Below are 22882 nucleotides of genomic sequence, written 5' to 3'. Positions count from 1 at the left end.
TGTTGAAGAGGTAGCTATCGCAGAAATATTTAAAAATGTTCTTTCAAGAAACCACCGGGGTAACGTACTATCGTACCAGGTTTCTTTCCAGAGAAAAGTCTGATTTTTTAGTGATTGATAATTTTTTGCGATATAGTCTGCAACTGATGTTGCACTATCAAAATGTTTGGTATAATAATGTAACCCAGCATCAGTAACGGTCATGTCTTTATGACTTCCATTGTAATAAAAATCTACATTAGGCGTATACCACGAAATAATAAAATCGACAATTGTTTCCTGGCCCGGGTTTAAATGATAACTGTCTATGATGCCCGCAATTGGCGAACCATCTGATGTTTTTACAAGGTCCTTAATTTTAAAAGCTAAAGGATCTTTACTGGTATTAACGTCGTTTATGCAAAGGGCGTTATTTGAAAGTGTGGCAAAAAACATATTGCCATAATCGGGGGCCTTTTCAAGTTCTTTATTGGTGGTGGCACACTGCAACGCAATCCCTTTATATGATTGCTTTTCTTCCACTTTATTTATCCTGTTGAAATCTGTGTGTTGCTTTTCAGTATTGAACAACAACCTATTTTCGAGCCAGCCCAGCACTTCAACTTCAATAGAAGTTCCTGATAAATTTTTCAATGAGATAGATTGAATGGTTGCAGGCATTCCACTGTCCTTCGCATTGCCAGGAATAAATGGAGAGAAAGCTTTAACGGAAACTTCAAGAGGTAAATTTTTGTCAATATATTTTATAACAGCAACCGGGTAAGTGGCTTCAAAAGTAACTTCATCCCAATCATCTTCGTGCAGCCTTTTTAGTACGGTAGTTTCATCTTGTTTAATAGAAAGGGCAAATCCCTGCTGTAGTGGACTTGTTTCCGTTAATGGTTCAAGGTATAAAGTGCCTTCAACATTGTTGATTTCTTTTATATTAAAACTGTCCAAAGGAACCGGAAGCGTTTTAGTTATAACTCCTAACTGGTTTTGGTTGAAAATATCCCACAACCACAGTCTTCCGTCACCACCGACGTATACACCGCCGCAGCAAATACCGCCTACAGGCATTCCTATATAACGGAGTTCATTCTTAGTTTTCGAATAGGTGGTGGCGTTACCTCGTTCATATAAAGATTGAATCCAGTCAGGATCTAACTTTTTATCAAGCGGGAAATGAGCGTGCAAAAAATCATCTTTAGTAAACGGTCCGGCAATAAGCGGAAACCGAGAAGTAAAAAATCCCGTCGCAGAGAGTAGGCCTGTTGATTTTAGAAATTTTCTTCTTTCCATATTTTTCTTAATAAAGATTAAACGAGCTAATGAAGTTGCAACAGACCCAGGTTGCAGAGCGACAGGGTCACCACTATTTTTTATAGGGTAATTTACAAGTTAATTTAATATCATATTCTACCGTGAGTAATATGTGGTTAACGCAGGTACATATTTAACTCTTCTATTTGAACCCATAAATTCAAAAATTAAAAAAGAAGAATATTCGGCGGAATAGATTAGCCGGCAATCATACTTACCCAAATTAACAATTTATTAAGGCCAAATTCTTAATAAGTAACATAAGATATACGTAAGTTTTCGTACATTAGTTTTTTGAAGGCATTTTCGAATTATCAATAACCCAAAAGGAACTGCCATGCTAGAGGCTATAATTATTGAAGACGAACAACCTGCAATGGAACTGATGTCGCAGATGTTATTGCAAATGCCCGAAGCCGTTGCTGTAAAAGCCAAACTGGGGTCAGTACGGGAAAGCATCAGTTATTTGTCTTCAAACCGCGATGCGGATGTTATCTTCAGCGACGTGCAGTTGCAAGATGGCCTCGCCTTCGATATTTTTGAACACACGGGCGTAGTTCTCCCGGTAATATTTACAACCGCTTACGATAAATACCTGATGAAAGCATTTGAAACTAACGGTATAGACTACCTGCTAAAACCTGTTACAAAAAATGATGTTGAGCAATCTATTGCAAGATACCATAGCCTTCAATCGCACTTCACCAATAACCGCCTGGCTATGCCATTACACAACCTGGAAGACTTTATTACAAAAAGAAAAAAAACAAGACTAATAGTTAAAAGCGGTGTTGAAAATATACCCCTGCGGATGGAAGACATCGCGTTGATGTACACGCAGGACAAAGTCGTTTACGTTACTGACCGTTTTGGCAGAAAATATCTCTGCGACAAGACGCTTACTGAACTGGAGGAGGAACTGGACCGTCATATTTTTTTCAGGGCAAACAGGCAACATATTATTAGCATTGGATGCGTAAAAAGTTTTAAAACCTTCGAGAGGGTAAAGCTGCTTGTTGAGGCCAGCCTTCCGGGAGGAAATCATTCCTTAATAATAAGCCAGGATACAGCTCCCGTATTCAGGAAGTGGATTCAGGATGCTTAAAAATCAGCTGTACTAAAACTGCTTTTGCCATCTTTAATGTGCCACCAAATAAATACAACAACAGTATCGGGACATATTTCAAAAATCCCTGGATATAGGGCCTGCCTCACCTTACCCAAAAGAAGCATATTTAACATTCGAAGCCAGCTACGATTCATAAATTTGACTTACGAATTCTTTATTGCTGTGGTGAAATTTTCATAAATACCAACCATTAAAATAGTTACTATTATGAGTAAATTGTTGATACTGGATAACTCAGCAGAACTCCTCTCATTAATTAATTTTTTCCAGGAAAAAAAACAGTATGCAGTTAAGGCATTTACCGATACCCTCGATATGTTTTCTGAGATTTATAATTATAAGCCCGACTTATTGTTGCTTGATACTTTTTTTGGCGGGCCAGACGGAAGAGAACTCTGCAGGCAGTTGAGAACCAACAGGGAAACAAGGCACGTGGGCATTCTGATCTTGTCTTCTTCAACCGACACGCTTAAAGACTACAAGAGCTATTATGCCGACGATTTCATACAGAAACCATTTAATTTTCATTTGCTCTCAGACAAAATAAGATCACTACTATCGTGGATCCCTATTCGAAAAAAAGCTTTGGGCGATTCAGGAGACAAAATCCTGAATGAATAGTAAAATATCATTTTGTGCCGGAGATTGAATCAATGTCCCCATAAAAACTCCGAGAGCTTTTTAAATTTTTAGCAACCCAATTCGAACAAACTGGTTTTTTGTGTTACCTCTTGCAACTGCACATCCTCTGTTTTAGATATTCGAATACTTACGCTTAACCTCTACCAAATAAATGTTTTAATACCACCGCGTAAAAATACAGGCGATCAATTCTATTACATTAAGAAAAAGACGTAAACTTGTATATTCCCTGCCTTAGATATGCGAAATACATCAATCATAATTTTTATTTTCTCACTCTTCATAAATTCAGGTTTAAAAGCACAACTCAGCCAATACCGCTTTTCGAGGATTGATATTTCAAAGGGACTTTCCAACAATGAGGTTAATAGTATATTGAAAGATGAGAATGGATTTTTATGGTTTGGAACACGCTCGGGCCTTGACCGTTATGATGGTTATGAGTTCAAAGTTTTTAAACATGACCTCCGCGATACATCAACCATAAGCGACGAAGAAGTTCTACAGATATTTGAAGGCCCGGACCATAAGCTTTGGATTAACACAAAAAGTACACTTGCGATATATGACCTGCTTACTGAAAAATTTAACCGGCATCCGCGTCCTTTCCTTAAAGCTTATGGCATTCCCGATTCTACATTGGTTGATCTTAAAAAAGACAGATCCGGCAACTTCTGGTTTCTCACCGGCTCTTCTGGTCTTTATAAATATTTTCCTTCAAATAAGAAAACGATACATTTTTCCATAAAAGCTAAAGATGACACTTCCGGCAGGCGTCCCACCATTACCGGTTTTGCAACAAATGACAGCGGCTTTGTATGGTTAATTAACAGTGATGGATTCTTAAATAAAATGAATTCAACCAACGGGAAACTTATTTACAGTACGGATGCATTGCAGCAAAAATCAGTAAATCAAACATTCAACTATAATATTTATTGCGATGCCCAGGGTGATTTATGGATCTACTCCCCTGCCACGCCACAAGGCGTTTTTTATTATAATGTATCGCACCAAAAACTCATTCATATTACAAAAGGAAACACACCAAAAAGCCTTAACAACGATGTTATCAGGGGTGTAGTGCAGGACGACAATGGATTGATTTGGCTGGCAACTGATCACGGCGGTATAAACATTTTAGACAAAAAAGATTTCACAACAAAATACCTCTTGAATTATGAAGATGATAATTACAGCATTGCCCAAAACAGTATCAACTCATTATATAAAGACAACAGTGGTATTATCTGGATAGGTACTTTCAAAAAAGGCCTCAGCTATTTTAACAAGGGTATCATAAAATTTCCGCTATATCACCACAAACTCTCCGATCCAAATAGTTTATCGTATAACGATATCAACCGGTTTGCGGAGGACCAAAAAGGTAACATATGGATTGCGACAAATGGCGGAGGACTGGTTTATTTTGATCGAATTTCCGGCAAATTTACGCGGTACGTTCATGATCCTGCAAATACCAACAGCCTTTGCAATGATGTGGTTGTAAGCTTATGCATCGATCACGACCAAACGCTTTGGATCGGTACGTATTTCGGAGGGCTCGATCATTTTGACGGGAAGAAATTTATACATTATAAACATAATGATGGCGATAAAAATAGTATTGCAGATAATGCTATCTGGTCGATTATGGAAGACTCAATGCATCGTATTTGGATCGGCACTTTTTCATCGGGCCTCGATCGCTTTGAAAGAGCCACAAACTCATTCACACATTTTAAGGCCACCGGCTTCCGTTCGGTTCATTCTAAATACGTCTGCGATTTGCTGCTGGCAAAAAATGGTGATATTTGGATTGCTACTTCTTATGGCGTAGATGTTGTTCAAAATAAAACGGGCAATTTTTATCGATATTACCACCATGACGTTGCAAAACCTACTACAAGCCTTAGCAATAACAACACTATTGCCCTGCTGCAGGATAGCCGTGGACTGATATGGATAGCTACCCGTGAAGGACTCGATTATTATGATCCACAAAAAGGAGTATTTACCACTCTTCGCAAAGAAGACGGGTTACCTGATAACATAACACTCTCGATTGTTGAGGACCAGAACCATAATCTATGGGTTGGTACTCCAAACGGACTTTCAAATGTGATCATCAGCAAAGATGAAGGAACAGGTAAATTAGCTTTCCAGTTTAGAAACTATGATGAATCTGATGGGCTGCAGGGAAAAGAATTTAACGAATACGCTGCCTATGCTACAAGAGAAGGAGAATTGCTTTTTGGTGGTCCAAACGGCTTCAATCTGTTCACGCCTCAACTGATTAATGATGTACCATACGACCCGCAATTAGTGCTTACGCAGTTACAGATGTTTAATAAAAGTGTAAATGTGGGGGAACGACTCAACGGCCAGGTTATTCTTCCGCAATCTATATCGGTAACAAAAGAGATTAAACTTACATATAATGAGAACATATTTTCAATAGAGTTTGCCGCCTTAAATTTTTTCAATACTTCAAAAGTTAAATACGCATATAGGTTGGATGGGTTCAATAATAATTGGTTCATAGCAGACGACAAAACTCATAAAGCTACCTACACCAACCTGGATCCGGGAAGTTATACATTTAGAGTACGAACAATTAATGAAAACGGAACGCTTAGCAAAGAAGAAGCATCCCTGAAAATAAATATCCTTCCTCCGCTCTGGCGAACCCCTTACGCATTTATCGTGTATGTGTTACTGTTAGCAATTAGCCTTTACATTGCCAGGAGAATTGTAGTGCAAAGAGCGGGAATGCGTTTTGCCATTGACGAGGAACGACGTGAAGCTTATCGTCTGCATGATCTGGATATGATGAAAATCCGGTTTTTTACAAATGTGAGCCACGAATTGCGCACACCCCTCTCCCTCATACTAACACCGTTAGACAACGTAATTGTCAATGCACAGGAACCTTCACAAAAACGTCAATTTCAAATGATTCAGCGAAATGCCAAGAGGCTGCTTAATCTTGTTAACCAGTTACTGGATTTTAAAAAAATGGAAATGCGTGAATTAAAACTGTATCCAACATGGGGAGATGTTGTTCAGTTTATACACGAAATTTCTTATTCGTTTACCGATCTCGCAGCCAAGAATCATATCGTTTTTTTATTTACATCCTCCGTTAATCATTTTTACACAGAATTCGACCACGATAAAATAGAAAGAATACTTTTCAATCTTTTATCCAATGCTTTTAAGTTTACCCCAGGCAACGGCCAGGTAAGTGTGGATTTAAATGTGACCCAAAAAGAACTTGAAACAATACTCGAAATAAAAGTCGGCGATTCCGGTATTGGGATCTCACCTGAGAAACAGGAACAAATATTTGAACGTTTCTTTCAAAATGATATCCCGGAAAATATTGTAAATCGGGGAAGCGGTATCGGTCTTGCTATTACCAAAGAATTTGTAAAGCTGCACAACGGCACCATAACAGTTGAAAGCGAAGTTGACAAAGGAAGTTGCTTCACAATTTTAATTCCTTTTAAAGAATCGGAAGTTTCGTTGCTTGAAAGTCCAACGACAGAGAATGAAAAACAAGAAAGTAAGTTTAATTTGTTTGACGAACCAGTTCGTCTCAAACAGGAAAGACCTCCGTCGACAGATTTAACTAAAAAAAATATCCAAAAGAAAACCATTTTATTGGTAGAAGACAATGATGACCTAAGATCATACCTAAAGGAAAATCTCGAGCAATATTACCATGTTATAGAAGCTGCTAACGGAAAAGCTGGCTGGCAAAAAACGCTTGCATCTCATCCCGACATTATTGTAAGCGATATAAATATGCCCGAAATGAACGGCATTGATTTATGCCGGAAAATAAAAAACGATAAGCGCACTTCATTTGTTCCTGTAATTTTATTAACGGCAATAACTGGTGAAGAGCAACAATTGAAAGGCCTTGAAACCGGGGCAAGCGACTACATGACTAAGCCCTTTAATTTGGAAATATTGCTATCGAAAATCAGGAACCTGATGGCTCAACAGGAATCTGCAAAAAAAGCGTATCAAAAACTGGTTAAACCAAGTCCATCTGACGTTCACATTGATTCACCGGATGAAAAATTTATGCATCGTTCCCTTGAAATAATAGAGAAAAACATTGCCAATGCCAACTTTCAGGTAGAAGAATTAAGCCGCGAATTATTTATTAGCCGCGTGGGACTTTACAAGAAAATGCTGGCGTTGACAGGTAAGGCACCTCTTGACTTTATTCGGTCTGTACGACTACAAAGAGCAGCGCAGTTACTGGAAAAAAGTCGATTGACCATTTCGGAAATAGCTTACGAAGTTGGGTTTAATGATCCGAAATACTTTTCAAAGTTTTTTAAAACTCATTATAATATGCTTCCATCTGTATACCAGGCAAAGAAAAGAGTTGAGCAGGAAGCCCCCGTGAAAGAAGAAAAATCTTCATAGTAATATAGCACTGCCTCCTCCGGGAATTATATCTACCGCCATTTAATAATCAGAACCTTAAATCGAAGACTGACCCTATAGCGGCCGAAAACTTATTGACTTTTTAGCTATTTCCAAAAAGCCAGCATCACATAAGAATCCCATATCTTCTTGGATAATTCAATCTCAGTTACATAATGTTTTCGATATTATTGATTATCATATATTTGGATCCATTCAATCGGCAATTTTACTATCTAAATGAATTTTCAAAGTGGCCAAACCGAAAGCATGAAGCTGCATTTGACCGAAAGGTTAACATTTGACCCCCTATCGATAAACATTTAAGCCCCCTGTTAACTTAAAATAGCCATAACTTTATCAAGAATTTACAAGCTAAAATATTGTTGATTCAAAAAATATTGCTCACTAAGTGGCGGATAGTCACTGTATAACAAAACTTAAATTGCTGTAATGCCTTTACCAAGGACATGCGTATAACTAACGATAGCGACTATACTATAATCACGTCTAATTTATTATCACTGTTGGCTTTACAAATATCAGGAGTGTTCTATACATTGAAATTTAATAATTTAATCCATTTCTAAACCAATAATTGCTTTTATATGAGACAAATTCAACTTAGGGGAATGATGAAGACCGTATTATGGACCATTATTTCTGTCTTTTTTACTTTTTCACCATCAACTGCCCAGAATACTGCTACGAGGACAATTAAAGGTAGAATTACCTCGAGTGTTTCACAGGCCGCGATACCCGGGGCAACTGTTTCCGTGAAAGGCACACAGAATTCAGTAAGCGCAGGAGACGGCGGAGAATTCAGCATTAATGCCCAGACAGGGAATATTCTTGTAGTATCCTATGTCGGTTATAAATCCAAAGAGGTTAAGATAACCGGCAATGAAAGTAACATCAATATTGGTTTGATCCAGGACTATAGCAACCTGCAGGATGTGGTTGTTGTTGGTTACGGTAAAACAAAAAAATCGGACCTTAGCAGTGCGGTTGGAACAATTTCAAATACTGAGCTCACGAGAACCATAAACGTGACACTTGATGAGGCTTTGCAAGGTAAAGCAGCTAATGTGTATGTTTCCCAAACAAGTGGTCAGCCAGGTGCCGGGGCCTCTGTTATAATAAGAGGCGTAAGCACAGTTACAGGCAACTATCAGCCGCTCTATGTAATTGATGGTGTTCAGATAAGGCCAAGCACCCCTGCAGGCGGAACCTACAACCAGCCAAAAGGATATACAAATGAATTGGCGGGACTAAACCCGGATGACATTGAGAACATTAGTGTGCTGGAAGGCGCGGCAGCAACTTCAATATATGGCGCCGCGGGTGCAAACGGAGTCTTAATGATTACAACCAAACGCGGTAAGACAGGCCAAACTAAAGTCACCGCAAGTAGCTTATTAACTTCGCAACAAAGGCCTACCGAAAGACCAGTAATGAATTTACAGGAGTATGCAAGATATCTACAAAAATTACAAGCTTTAGGATTAGTAGGTACTGAACCTCCCGAATTGGGAGATCCTACCTTACTCGGGAAGGGAACAAATTGGCAGAACGCACTTTTTCGTAATACCCTTTTACAAAAACATTCATTAGCGATAAGCGGTGGTTCAGATAAAACAACATTCTATTTGTCAGGAGATTATTTATCCCAGGATGGTGTTGCACTGGGCTCAGGGTTTAACAGGGGATCTATAAGACTTAATCTCGACAACCAGGCGAATAAGTGGTTGAAATTCGGTGTAAGTTTAAATGCATTCACTACAAAAGAAAAAGTGAATACCCTTAACGGAAATCTCATAAACATCGCTATCACTCAAAATCCAACTATACCGGTAAAAAATCCTGATGGTTCATTTGGCGGCCCTGCGCCAGCTCAGACGCAGTACGCACAAACGAATCCTGTGGCATTAGCATTGCTCAACAACAACTATAATACTTCTTTTGGTGGAATCGGAAATTTTTATCTCGATGTAACTCCAATAAAGGGTTTAGTATGGCATACGGAAGTAAATGGCAATTATACATTTACTAATAACTACACGTTTAATCCCTTTTATTCTCTTGGATCTTACCAGGGAAACAAAACTTCAGGCAGCAGGGGAAGCGGTAACAATTACTGGACATCTCTTAATACAAGGGTCCAATACGATTTTGCGATTCAAAAACATAGTGTCACCGCGATGGTTGGACATGAAGCGACCCACTACGCCTACCAGGGCTTGAGCGCTTCAGGCATCAATTTTTCTACAAGTCTTATTCAGGAATTAAGCGTAGCGGACCCATTGTCTCCTCCTGGAACCAGTTATAGAGGAGATGGTGCCACGGAATCCTATTTTGGTCGCTTAAATTATACCTACGACAATAAGTATATAGCGCAATTTGTAATAAGGAGAGATGGAAGTTCCAACTTTGGAGCAAACAACAGGTTTGGAACATTCCCGGCTGTGTCAGTTGCATGGAAAATTTCTGAAGAAAACTTCATGAAAAGCCTGACTTTTATAAATGATTTAAAACTGAGGGCTGAGTACGGTATATCAGGAAATTCGGGTAACAACAGTAGCGCTATATATTCAAATTTATATGCTGCGTCCACAGTATGGGGAGGAGGTCTTTTACCAGCAAATTTCCAAAATCCAAACCTGAAATGGGAACAGGATAAATCTAAAAACATAGGCCTCGACCTACATATGTTCAATAACAGAGTGGAAGTAATTGCCGATGCCTATATAAAAGATATATCTAACCTGATATTGATTGCATCAGGATCCGATGTTTTAGGCGGTAATATTAGTGGTGGATATGGAGGGCTTATTAGCTGGCCGACTGAAAATTATGGCGGTATCAGAAATAGGGGAATAGGAATTACTCTTAATACCGTGAACATTTCCACAAAAGACTTTCAATGGAAAACAGGTTTCAATTTTTCAGTTGATAAGAATAAAGTAACAAAATTAGTAACACCGCTTCTTACAACATATCAATCTTATACGAATAGCCTGCAGGCCCAATTTCTTACAGAAGTTGGCCAGCCAATAGGGATGATAACCGGATATATTGCGGAAGGTCTTTTTACTGACTATAAGGATATCTCAACTCACGCTATACAAACTTCAAATGGAGTTCTGACAATTGATCCAAAACAGGGATCATGGGTTGGCGATGTTAAATTTAAGGACATTAGTGGCCCCGATGGGAAACCTGATGGAATTATTGATGCGAAAGACCGAACCATACTTGGAAATCCGTGGCCAAAATTCACCTATAATTTCAATACTTCTTTTAGTTACAAGGGATTCGATTTGAGTTTATTTTTTACGGGAGTATCGGGTAATCAAATATTAAATCTTACCCGTTATCAAAATGAAATGCCGCTCGGATCAGGAGTTTATAGCAATTATTATAAAGTGGTTGCAAATTTTGCAGTGCCAAGCAGCCTGGATGCAGCGGATGCACTTACCGCAACATTAACTAATCCAGGTACGAAAATTTTCCGGCCAACGCAATCTGACGCTAATGGCAATGTAAGGCTTTCGCAATGGGATATTGAAAACGGCTCATATCTCAAATTAAAAAATGCACGTTTATCTTACCGGGTGCCTTCAAAGTATTTATCCTATACCCATATCATAAGAGGCGCCACCGTTGTTGTACAGGCACAAAATGTATTTACTATAACTAAATACACTGGTTTTGATCCGGAAGTGGGAATGTATAACTATAAGGGAGTTACCAATATTGTAGGATTGGATGAAGGAAGATACCCCGTTACCAGATCTTATTCAATTAGCCTTGCATTAGACTTTTAAAAAACCATTACGAAAAAAATATTTTATGAGACAAAAAATAATAATAGCTACTGCTTCCCTGCTGATAATAATTCTTATTCAAGGATGCAAAAAAGACTTTCTCAACCGGCCACCTCAATCCTCACTCACATCAGGAGTTTTTTATGCAACTGATGCAGATGTGCTTACCGGTACAGGTGCCCTTTATAGCGTGTCCTGGAGTTCATATAACGGAACGCCCCTGAATGCTTTCGGGGATGTTTTAGGAGGTAATCTTATATGGGATAATTATCAAAACAGGGCCGCATATATTAATTTCTCGATTTCTGCTACCGACCAAAGTGGATCTCTTTCAAGTACTTACAATGCCTTTTGGTCTGAAATTGCAAACGCAAATGTTATTGCTTATAATATACAAAACGCCCGGTCTGGCGCATCTGAATCCGGCAAAAATTCTGGCTTGGCAGAATGCAGGTTTATGCGGGCTACAGCATACTATTATCTTGCCTTAAACTGGGGGGCAGTTCCTATTATTTACGATAATATAACCCAGATAAGTGATACCGGTATTCGCAGAAATAACCTGGACGATGTTTGGAAATTTATAATTTCTGATCTAACATGGGCAAAAGATCATTTGGGCGCCAACCCACTTCAGCCTGCCCGCATTTCCAAATGGAGTGCTGAAGGCATGTTGGCGAGGGCTTACCTGGTAAGATCCGGTTTGGGCCAGTCAGGAGGTACCAGAAACCAGGGCGACCTGGACAGTGCCAAATTTTATGCGGGAGATGTATGTAATAATAGCGGGCTAACGCTTATGCCAAATTACTATGACCTGTTCATTAGCAAAAATTTTAGCGGTACTAACGTGCCATCAGAAAGCCTTTTTTCATTGTTGTGGGTTCCCAATGGTGACTATTTTTCTCATAACCATATGCAGGCTAACCTGGCATACTCTTCAAAAATAACCCAAACGGGTGATGGATGGGGAAGTTCATTTGGTGCATCGGCCAGTTTATTGCAGTATTATTTTGATCCTGCAAATAAAGCAGATTCTGTTCGCAGGAGGGCAACATTTTTTATGCCTAATGATTACTACCCGGATATTGCCGTAGCCGATGGAGGCTGGAAAGTAGATACGACTTTGTTCAATAATTCCAAAATATTTGTCCCCGGACAATCCGGCAACGGAAATACAAATGACAGGGCTTTCGTAAAAAAATATGTTATTGGTTCGCCTGCGGACAATGGCGGCCTTGGTGGATCGCAGAACATAAACTTAAATACCTATATGTTTAGACTAGCTGAGGTGTACCTGATATATGCAGATGCTATTCTAGGCAATAATGCAACCACCTCTGACCCTGAGGCACTGAAATATTTTAATGCCGTGAGAACACGTGCCGGAGTTGCTCCAAAAGCATCTATCACATTCGCTGATATTTTCCAGGAAAAGAAAGTTGAATTTGCTTTCGAGGGTAACGAATGGTACTACTGGAAACAGTGGTATTATTTTGATCCCGCTAAAGCACTGCAATATTTTAGTACACAAGACAGGGGACCTTATAATATTTCTTATAACAATGGAAATCCATTTATTACCTTTTTTGGAACAGATAACATGACCCCTGGTACCGTCACTTATCCAATTACGGCGAATACAGTTGATGCCCCTTACCCGGAGACATCCCTCCTGGTAACGCCGGCCCTATCATTGCCGCCAGTTCCCTTCGATTTTACCAAACTGAAATATTAATACCCATTCTAAAAAAATTGATATGAAAAAAATAGCTTTTTTAATAATAATTGCAGGAGCGATATTTTTCTCTTGTAAGAAAAATGAGTCCGGTACAGGTCAGCCAGTAATAACCCAGGTGAGAGTTGTTGATACCACGAAGAGGGACAGTACATTCACCCAGGCAATACCCGGAACATTAATTGTAATCCAGGGAAGCAATTTCAGCGGCCTAAAGGCAGTTTTCTTCAATGATACTTCTGCTTATTTTAATCCTTCTTATGTTACTAACAATAACATTATAATAAATATTCCTGCCACCGCACAAACAGCAGCGACATATCCTAATGTGCCCAGTATTATAAAAATTGTTACGGATCACGGAACAGCAACTTATTCTTTTACCTTGTATCTTCCGCCTCCTGTGATAACATCCATTGCCCTTGACAATAGCGGAACAATGGTTACTATAAATGGACATAATTTCGAAGGCGTCCAAAAAATAACTTTTCCCGTACCAGGTGATGATACAGCTCTTTCCTATACGGTCAATAAAACCTACACACAAATTATAGCCGCCATACCTCCCGGCACTGCTTTCAAAGATTCGATGCGGGTTTATTGCACTTTTGGAACAGGGGCATTTTCATATCCACCGCCGATGACTATAACTTCTGTTTCAAATGAAAATGGAGCAGCCGGGACCACTATTACATTAACAGGATCCAATTTCATTGGCATTTCCGATGTGATCTTCCCCGGCAATAAGCCCGGGACAAACTTGTTAGTTACCAGCGTTACCCAATTAACGGTCACTGTTCCGGCCGGTATTACCACTACCGATTCATTAAGATTATCTGGTATATTAGGAACGGCAGCGTCGCCCCAACTTTTTGACTCTTATATTACTCATCCTTCACCCGGGTACCTTTGTAATTTTGACAATCAGTGGAATTCAGATAATACGGGGTTTGTAGGTTGGACTGGCGGGTACGCAGATGCTCCAACAACCGCAGCCAATTACCCGGGAGGAACCGGAGGTTCCGGTGTATTATTACAATCAAGCCCAATGTCCGCCAACGCCGGCCCCACTTCGCAAGGTAATCCGGGACTACTGCAGTTAAATCCTTTCCCATGGGTTTCTAATACAAGCTTGTCAATAAGTGATTATTCATTGAAGTTTGAGGTATATACCAAGACTACATGGTCAAAAGGCGAGATATGGATCGCAGTTGGTGGCTGGTACGGATGGAGTTCATATACCGCGAGGTACGCTCCCTGGGAATCAGCCACTGGCGGCAAATACCAGTCAGATGGATGGGCAACTGTAACCATACCTCTAAACCAATTTATTACGGGCAACCAGTTTTGGCAAACGAAATGGAGCACTACAGGATCGCCGGCAAGTAAATTCTCAGACTATCCTGCAACAGATCTGTGTTTCATGATCGCTAACGACCTGCCATCAGCTGTTCCGGCAAATAGTATCAATCTCGCGATAGATAATGTAAGAATTGTAAAGGGCCAATAAAATTAACCCTTATCTATGAAAATCATATTTGAGAAGGCAGGTATTGGAGCTATACTTTTGTTATCATTTACTTACATTGGTTGCAAAAAGAGTGGAGTATCGTCAAATAATACCGGCGGTGGCGGAGGGGGTAACAACCCTCCTCCCACTGTCGATTCGATATATAATCCAACCGATCCTTCCACAGCGGCCAGTATAGGTTTTTTTGGAAATGCCTGGAAAGCTAAAACATTTACGGCCCCGGATGCAGCTACTGGAAACGTTCCTTCAACGACGCCAACTGATTCCCTGACTATTAATGTAAATAAGGTAATTGTAAAAGTTCCCCCTTACGTTTATGGCAATAATTCAAATCTGTGGAGTGGGCAGATAGTAACTCAACCCGCTTTAATGCAATATCTTACAGACCTTTCCCCAAATATAATTCGTGGCCCCGGTGGCAGTATCAGTGACGTCTATTTCTGGAATGGCACCGTTGCTAACCCCGCCCCTTCTGACGTTCCGGCTAATTTATTAAATGCAGACGGAACTTCAGGCGCATCAAATTGGTGGTGGTATGGCGGCAATACAGCTTCATGGACCTTTAGCTTGGATAATTATTACAATTTGTTATCGCAAACAAATAGCACCGGCATAATCACTGTCAACTATGGGTATGCCAGGTATGGTACCGGTCCTAATCCAGTGGCTGCGGCTGCTCACCTTGCCGCAGATTGGGTAAGACATGATCATGGCAGAACCAAATTTTGGGAAATAGGCAATGAATCTTACGGAAATTGGGAAGCAGGTTATCGCATTGACGTTACCCAAAACAAAGATGGACAACCGGGCTCTATTACAGGAGATCTTTACGGACAGCATGTTAAAGTATTTGCCGATTCAATGCATGTTGCAGCAACTGAAGTTGGGGCAACAATTTATGTTGGCGCCACCTTATACCAGGAACCCCCTTATAACGGGGCGTATGCATCAATTCAAACGTGGAACCAGGGTGTCTTACAGCAAGCTGGAAGCGCCGCCGATTATTTTATCGTGCATGATTATTTTACTGCCTACGCGACTAATTCAAATGTTACAGACATATTAAATACCGGCACAACTGTTCCAACTTCGGTTATGTCGTATGTTACCCAACAACTAACGGCATCGGGTGTGGGCATAAAACCAATAGCGTTTACTGAATGGAACATACAAGCCACCGGATCCCAACAAAGTGTCTCTTATATTTCCGGTATTCACGCCGCAAAAACAATGGGTTCAATAATTAAAAACCAGTTTGGCGAAGCAAGCAGATGGGATATTGCTAACGGATATTCTAATGGAGACGACCATGGCATGTTTAACAACGGTGATGAGCCAGGGGCACCTTTGTGGAATCCCCGTCCTTCATTTTTTTACCTGTATTATTTTCAAAAATTCTTTGGCGACAGAATGGTGTACGACACGCTTAAGGGTTTAAATAATGATCTTACTACCTATTCTTCAACATTTACTTCGGGACAGGCTGGAACCGTTCTAATTAATTCAGGTTCCCTCAGCCATGTTGTGGCTATCGATTTTCAACATTTCCCCGCCGGGAGTCAATATTATTGGTACCTATTAACCGGAGGAACTGACAATGCTCCTTTTTCCGGCCAGGTTTACGTTAATGGAATAGGGCCAGCCACAGCTACTGGTGGTCCGCTTACTTATGCAACTTTAAAAGCATATTCAGCTCCACTCAGTGGCACTATTAAGGTAACCGTGCCGCCTCTAAGTGTTATTTACCTGGTTGCCGGTAAGAAATAGGAAAGAGGCAAACCGAAATTTTTTTTGTGCGTGAAGCAACAAGGTTTTATTACAGTAAATCTTGTGGCTTCACCTATCGTCTTTTGGCTTATTATTACTACATATTTTATACTGGCATTAGTTTACAAGTAAGAAGTGATTATATAAAAACCGGGAGCGACCACCACAAATTTTGTACATTACTTTTCATTTATGAAAAAATATCTCATACCTGCACTTATTATATGCAATATATTATCCTGCTCATCGCCTAAGAAAAAGAATGGACTTTATTTTGCCTTCCTGCCTTCTTCAGAAACAGGCATTGATTTTAAGAATACGATTGCAGAAGATGACTCCACCAATATGTTCGTTAATGAATATACTTACATGGGAGGTGGCGTTGGCGTAGGTGATTTTAATAACGACGGATTACCGGATATTTTTTTTGCCGGTAACCAGGTGAGCTCCAAATTATATCTCAACAAAGGCAATTTTCATTTTGAAGATGTTACCCAAAAGGCAGGTGTATCAACCACTTCATGGTGCACCGGTGTAAGTGTTATTGATATTAATAATGACGGATGGCCGGACATTTATGTTTGCGTATCGGGAAAAGTTCCTGGAAGCTCCAGGAAAAATCTCCTGTTCATTAATCAACACGATCTCACATTTAAAGAAGAAGCCGCCGAATATGGGCTGGCCGATACTTCTTTTTCTACCCAGGCTGTCTTTTTAGATTACGACAAGGATGGCCGGATGGATATGTACCTGTTGAATCATACATTGAATGATAAACGCCCAAATGATATCAGGGACAATAAAATTGACAGTAATGCAATTGCCGGGGATAAATTATATCACAATGAGGGCAACACTAACGGCATGGGACACCCGATATTCAAAGATGTATCTAAACAAGCCGGTATTATAGAAGATGGTAATGGACTTGGAGTGTCGGTTAGCGACTTTAACGGTGATGGCTACCCGGATATTTACGTTTGCAACGACTATATACGAAATGATGTTTTATGGTTGAACAACAGGAACGGCACTTTTAGCAACTGCATAGCTTCAGCGATAAAGCACCAGAGTTATTCCAGTATGGGTACTGATGCTGCCGATATTAACAATGATGATCTGCCGGATATAATAACACTCGATATGCAGCCCGAAACAAATGAACGTAAAAAAATGATGTATTCATTTTTGAGCGATCAGCGGCACCAACTGGAAATGGATAAGGGATATCAGCCAGAATATATTCACAATATGCTGCAATTGAATGATGGTATCAGGCAAATAAATAATCGCGATGAACCTTTCTTCAGCGAAATTGGCGACATGGCTGGAATAGCGCAAACAGACTGGAGCTGGAGTGTCCTAATCGCCGACCTTGATAACGACGGATGGAAAGACGTACACATTACCAATGGGTTGGGCCGTGATCCAACTAATATTGATTTTCTTGAATACCGGCGCAAATCAATCATGGAAAGCGGCATTCCCGACAATGATCCCAGGCAACGTAAAAATTTTATGGAACACCTTGCATCATTAGGCAGTGTTTCTCTTCGCAATTATTTATACCTTAATAAGGGTGGCCTTACTTTTGAAGATATTTCAGAGAAAGCAGGAATAGACCAAACTTCTATCTCAAATGGCGCCGTTTATGCAGATCTTGATAACGACGGAAATCTTGATATTATAACCAATAATATCAACAGTGAAGCATTCATCATGCGAAATGATGTTGCCAAACAATCAGACACAACCAGGAACAATAATTTTCTCACGATTAAATTGACAGGCGATTCATTAAATCGGGATGGAATCGGAGCGAAGGCGTATGCCTGGAGTAAAGGACTTTCACAAATGATAGAAGAATACCCTGCAAGAGGCTACTTGTCATCAGTCGATAGCCGGTTGCATTTTGGCTTTGGAAAAAACACGCCTGATTCACTAAAAATTATTTGGCTCGATGGCAAAATGCAGCTGATTCAACGTCCTGCAATAAATAGAATTCTGCAGGTAAACTATAAAGACGCTGACATTAAGTACAACGAAGTAAAACCAATAACCGATTCTTTTTTTAGTGATGTTACCGAGAATATAAAAGCCGACTTCCAGCACAAAGAGACCTTCTTTTTTGACTACGGTTTTCAACCTTTAATTCAGCAAAAATATTCCCAGGAAGGGCCGTTTATCAGCACCGGAGATTTAAACGGCGATGGCCTTGAAGATTTTTTTATAGGCGGCGCATTCAAGCAACCAGGTAAAATATTTTTACAACAAAAAGATGGCACTTTCAATAGTAAAGATCTTGTTACCGGAACAAAATATGAGGAAGATATGCAGAGCGTAATGTTTGATGCTAACGGAGACGGGTACCCCGATTTACTTGTCGCCGGCGGTAGCAGCGAATTTGACCCAACTTCTTCTTTCTACCGTCCGCGTTTATACCTCAACGATGGCAAAGGAAATCTCAAATTAGACAGCGTATCATTTTCACCCCTTATCCGCACTCCTGCCAAAAGCATTGCAGTTGCCGATATGGATGGTGATGGCGATATGGATATCTTTATTGGCGGAAGAGTTATCCTCGGAACTTACCCCGTTCCACCGAGAAGTTACATACTTCGTAACGATCATGGCAAGTTTACGGATGTAACATCTTCCGTGTGCCCTGCTTTGGAAGATATTGGTCGCATCAATTCAGCAGTTTGGGTTGATATTGACAATGATAAAAAGCCCGATCTTATTATCGCAGGCGATTGGATGCCAATACGCATTTTTAAAAATGATGGAAAAACATTAACCGAAATAACCCAACAAACCGGCCTGGCAAGCTATCCTGGTTTATGGAGAAGTCTTGTTATTACCGACATCGATCACGATGGCGACTTAGATATCATAGCAGGCAATATCGGATTAAACAATCCTTTTAATATCAGTGAAAAACAACCGGCAGAATTGATTGCCAAAGACATAGATGGCAATGGCGTAATGGATGATATTTTTTGCTATTACATTAAGGATAATAAGGGAACCTATCAATTATCATCAGGCATTTCTAGAGATGATTGGGCTATGCAGGTCCCTTCCATAAAAAAGCGATTTGAGCAAAATAGTTCTTATTCGAAAGCGACAATGGATGAGATATTCACAAAGGACATCATGGATGGTGCCATGGTGCTTAAATGCAGTGAACCGAGAAGCGGTTATTTTGAGAATAACGGCAAAGGCCAATTTACTTTCCATCCCTTTTCTTTAGAGGCACAGGAAGCGCCCGTCAACGCTATTGCATGTATGGATGTGAACGGCGACGGCTTTACAGATATTATTCTTGCAGGAAATGAATACCAGGCAAGTGTAATGACCGGGCGATATGACGCTTCATACGGGTTGCTTTTAACGGGTAACGGCAAGGGGCAGTTTAATCCAGTTCCGCCGGTATTAAGTGGTTTAATAATTAATGGCGATGTAAGAGATCTTAAGATTATTAATGTTGGTAAACAAGCGATTTTATTATCTTCCGTTAATGATTCTAAAATGAAAGCGTTTGCCATTAGAACAAAACGAAAAATTAATTAATTCCTTCTTACCCAATCCCGCAGTTAAAATTTATTGCAGTAGCCATCAATTAATTCCCATTGAAGTCTTTTCAAATCATTGTCTCACATTCATCCTTCAACAATTCCAGCCAATTTTTCTTTAAAAATCATTATGATACCTGTCATAATTTATATTGAATAATATCAGCTTTCCGCTTAAGGTTTATTTCTATTTTGCCGATGGTTTAATGACATGCTTTATAGCTATGTTATAAATTCAATCTGTAAAAATTATCATGAGTATGTTTGATATTACGAAACCGGTTGATCTCACCGTTCATGCTGAGGGTACCGGCCCAAAGCGTTTCCACCGCCCTGAATATGTTGATTTTATGCCGCCTTGTAACAGTGCATGCCCTGCGGGAGAAAATATTCAGGCATGGATGGCACATGCACAAGCCGGCAATTATTTTGAGGCATTCCAGGCACTGGTGCAAGACAACCCGTTTCCCGCCATTATGGGTCGTGTTTGTGTGAAGCCTTGTGAAACGGGTTGCAATCGTACACACATTGATACCACTGTAAACATTCACGCAGTTGAAAGATATATTGGCGATGAAGCCATAAAACAAAAATGGCCTATTCAATTCTTATCGTATAAAACAGGTAAAAGAATTTTAATTGTTGGTGCAGGTCCATCAGGTTTATCTGCAGCCTATCATTTATTGAGAATGGGGCATACTGTTGAAGTTTATGAAGCAGGCAGCGACGCCGGAGGCCTCTTGTGGTCAGGTGTTCCCGATTACCGTTTGCCAAAAGAAATCCTGGAAGCAGAAATAGATCGGCTTGAAAGATTAGGTGTAAAAATTAAATTGAATTACAAAGTCACCGACGTCTTAATCGATAAGAAGGTTGGCAACTTCGATGCGGTTTATCTCGCTATAGGAGCGCAACATATAAGAGAGGAAGAATTTCAACATGATAATTCAATTTATATCACCGATGCATTTTCTTTCTTTAACGAATTAGAATCATTTACATCACCTTACGCACATAAGAGAGTTGTTGTTTACGGTGGTGGCAAACTTGCACTATACCTTGCCCGTATTATAAAAAGACTTAACTCAGAAGTAGCTGTTTATTTCCCCGGAGATAAAAAAATGATGCCCGCTTATGATTATGAAACTGAAGATGCTTTGGCAGAAGGCGTAGACGTAGAAATTTTGAGAAGTATCACGTCAATTAGTAACAAGACCATTACCCTGGAGAAGATGAAGGTGGAGAAGGGCAAAGCGGTCGGCACAGGAGAATTTGAAACTATCAACGCAGATGTTTTAATAAATGCCAACAAACAGGAGTCAGATTCTAATTTCCTACGTTCTGTTTCCGGTATAGCAATTAATGATGATGGAACCGTAACCATAGATGCGAAGCGAATGACAGGGTATGATGGAATTTTTGCCGGCGGCGATATGCTTCCTGGTGAAAACAGGAGCTCTACTATTGCGATTGGACAAGGTAAGAAAGCAGCCCGTTTTATTAATAGTTATTTATCTAACGAAACTTATGTAAAGCCTGATAAGCATCCAACAGCCAGCTATCGCAAACTGCACATGTGGTATAAAACCGATGCACCACAAAAAGAACAGGATAAACTGGCACCCGATATTGCGATAAAAAGTTTTGATGAAGTGGTAGCGGGCTTATCTCAATCCGAAGCAAGATTTGAAGCCCAACGTTGCTTAAGCTGTGGAAATTGTTTTGAATGCGACGGATGCTTCGGTGCCTGTCCTGAAGATGCTATCATTAAATTAGGAAAGGGTAACCGTTATAAATTTAACTACGATGCATGCACGGGCTGTGCCGTTTGTTATGAGCAATGTCCCTGCCATGCAATAGAAATGATTCCAGAACCAGTTAATTCAACTAATGATGTCAAGTAACAAAAAAATAATTTCAACAATAGACGGAAATGAGGCGGCGGCCTATGTAGCCTATAGGGTAAACGAAGTTTGTGCCATCTACCCGATTACACCATCGTCTACCATGGCCGAACTTGCTGACGAATGGGCTTCAAAAGGAATAAAAAATATATGGGGCAATATTCCTGATGTAATTGAAATGCAAAGTGAAGGTGGCGCTTCCGGTACAGTCCACGGTGCATTACAAACCGGGTCGCTAACAACAACATTCACGGCATCACAAGGATTGATGCTGATGTTACCAAACATGTATAAGATTGCCGGAGAACTAACACCCGCTGTATTTCATGTGGCAGCACGTTCGTTGGCTGCACAAGGATTATCAATCTTCGGTGACCACCAGGATGTGATGGCCGCAAGAACGACAGGCTTTGCTATTTTAGGTTCTGCCAGCGTTCAGGAAGCGCATGACTTTGCTTTAATAGCGCAGGTTGCTTCGTTAAAATCGAGAATACCTTTTATCCATTTTTTTGATGGCTTCCGCACTTCGCATGAAGTAAATAAACTTGAAATGCTAAGTGATGAACAGATACGTTCTATGGTACCCGATGAAACAGTTATTGCACATCGCAAAAGAGGATTAAATCCCGAACATCCATTTATAAGAGGAACCGCACAAAACCCGGACGTATATTTCCAGGCAAGAGAAACAGTAAATTCATTTTACGACAACCTGCCCGGCATTATGGAAACGGTGATGAATGACTTTGAGAAACTAACAGGAAGGAAATATGAACTGTTTCAATACACAGGCGTTCCTGATGCAGAACGGATAACCATCATTATGAGTTCAGGCAGTGAAACAGTTGCCGAAACAGTAAACAAATTAAATGCCGCCGGAGAAAAAACAGGTGTCATCACAGTTCGTTTATATAGGCCATTCTCTTTAGAACATTTAATAAAAGCCTTACCGGCATCTGCAAAATCAATAGCGGTATTAGACAGGACCAAAGAATCAGGCGCATCCGGTGAACCCATGTACCAGGAT

General features: G+C 40.1%; 10 protein-coding genes and 1 pseudogene. 10 read left to right on the top strand and 1 reads right to left on the bottom strand.

Annotated features, from left to right (window positions below; all coding sequences use genetic code 11):
- Nucleotides 1-1281: GH116 family glycosyl-hydrolase (locus ACO1O5_RS10940; RefSeq protein WP_486270118.1), on the bottom strand; the 1281-nt coding region annotated here is incomplete at its 3' end.
- A gap of 358 nt (nucleotides 1282-1639) precedes the next feature.
- On the opposite strand from ACO1O5_RS10940, the gene ACO1O5_RS10935 reads away from it, so the two are divergent.
- The 10 genes and pseudogenes from ACO1O5_RS10935 to ACO1O5_RS10890 all read left to right on the top strand — a co-directional run.
- Complete coding sequence (locus ACO1O5_RS10935) at nucleotides 1640-2407, top strand: LytR/AlgR family response regulator transcription factor (RefSeq protein ID WP_486270116.1); 768 nt, start codon at nucleotides 1640-1642, stop codon at nucleotides 2405-2407.
- A gap of 231 nt (nucleotides 2408-2638) precedes the next feature.
- On the top strand, nucleotides 2639-3052 hold the full coding sequence (locus tag ACO1O5_RS10930; protein WP_486270115.1) for a response regulator: 414 nt from the start codon (nucleotides 2639-2641) through the stop codon (nucleotides 3050-3052).
- A 261-nt stretch (nucleotides 3053-3313) separates the two neighbouring features.
- Entirely contained in the window at nucleotides 3314-7519 is a 4206-nt protein-coding gene (locus ACO1O5_RS10925; protein WP_486270113.1) for a hybrid sensor histidine kinase/response regulator transcription factor, read from the top strand.
- A gap of 608 nt (nucleotides 7520-8127) precedes the next feature.
- Nucleotides 8128-11346, top strand: a complete 3219-nt coding sequence (locus ACO1O5_RS10920; RefSeq protein WP_486270111.1) for a SusC/RagA family TonB-linked outer membrane protein — start codon at nucleotides 8128-8130, stop codon at nucleotides 11344-11346.
- Between the two features lie 25 nt (nucleotides 11347-11371).
- Nucleotides 11372-13081: a RagB/SusD family nutrient uptake outer membrane protein gene (locus ACO1O5_RS10915; protein ID WP_486270109.1), complete on the top strand. Its 1710-nt coding sequence runs from the start codon at nucleotides 11372-11374 to the stop codon at nucleotides 13079-13081.
- Nucleotides 13082-13103: 22 nt separating this feature from the next.
- Nucleotides 13104-14591, top strand: coding sequence for a glycan-binding surface protein (locus ACO1O5_RS10910; RefSeq protein ID WP_486270108.1), 1488 nt, complete (start codon nucleotides 13104-13106; stop codon nucleotides 14589-14591).
- Nucleotides 14592-14606: 15 nt separating this feature from the next.
- Entirely contained in the window at nucleotides 14607-16379 is a 1773-nt protein-coding gene (locus tag ACO1O5_RS10905) for an alpha-L-arabinofuranosidase (protein WP_486270106.1), read from the top strand.
- 192 nt (nucleotides 16380-16571) lie between these two features.
- A complete protein-coding gene (locus ACO1O5_RS10900; protein WP_486270105.1) occupies nucleotides 16572-19952 on the top strand; it encodes a VCBS repeat-containing protein in 3381 nt (1126 codons plus the stop codon).
- 262 nt (nucleotides 19953-20214) lie between these two features.
- Nucleotides 20215-21855 carry an NAD(P)-binding protein gene (locus tag ACO1O5_RS10895; RefSeq protein ID WP_486270104.1) on the top strand — a complete coding sequence of 547 codons (1641 nt, stop codon included), beginning with the start codon at nucleotides 20215-20217 and terminating at the stop codon, nucleotides 21853-21855.
- Nucleotides 21842-22882 (top strand): annotated as a pseudogene (locus tag ACO1O5_RS10890) (pyruvate:ferredoxin (flavodoxin) oxidoreductase); the annotation flags it as partial. The gene ACO1O5_RS10895 and the pseudogene ACO1O5_RS10890, both read left to right, overlap by 14 nt.

The sequence above is a fragment of the Ginsengibacter sp. genome, assembly GCF_057362405.1.
The sequence above is the reverse complement of the archived record's forward strand: the minus strand, read 5'-3'. Positions and strand labels throughout refer to the sequence as shown.

Coding starts and splice junctions, on each gene's coding strand:
- ACO1O5_RS10935 (WP_486270116.1), top strand. CDS start 1,640: ATGCTAGAGGCTATAATTATTGAAGACGAACAACCTGCAATGGAACTG.
- ACO1O5_RS10930 (WP_486270115.1), top strand. CDS start 2,639: ATGAGTAAATTGTTGATACTGGATAACTCAGCAGAACTCCTCTCATTA.
- ACO1O5_RS10925 (WP_486270113.1), top strand. CDS start 3,314: ATGCGAAATACATCAATCATAATTTTTATTTTCTCACTCTTCATAAAT.
- ACO1O5_RS10920 (WP_486270111.1), top strand. CDS start 8,128: ATGAGACAAATTCAACTTAGGGGAATGATGAAGACCGTATTATGGACC.
- ACO1O5_RS10915 (WP_486270109.1), top strand. CDS start 11,372: ATGAGACAAAAAATAATAATAGCTACTGCTTCCCTGCTGATAATAATT.
- ACO1O5_RS10910 (WP_486270108.1), top strand. CDS start 13,104: ATGAAAAAAATAGCTTTTTTAATAATAATTGCAGGAGCGATATTTTTC.
- ACO1O5_RS10905 (WP_486270106.1), top strand. CDS start 14,607: ATGAAAATCATATTTGAGAAGGCAGGTATTGGAGCTATACTTTTGTTA.
- ACO1O5_RS10900 (WP_486270105.1), top strand. CDS start 16,572: ATGAAAAAATATCTCATACCTGCACTTATTATATGCAATATATTATCC.
- ACO1O5_RS10895 (WP_486270104.1), top strand. CDS start 20,215: ATGTTTGATATTACGAAACCGGTTGATCTCACCGTTCATGCTGAGGGT.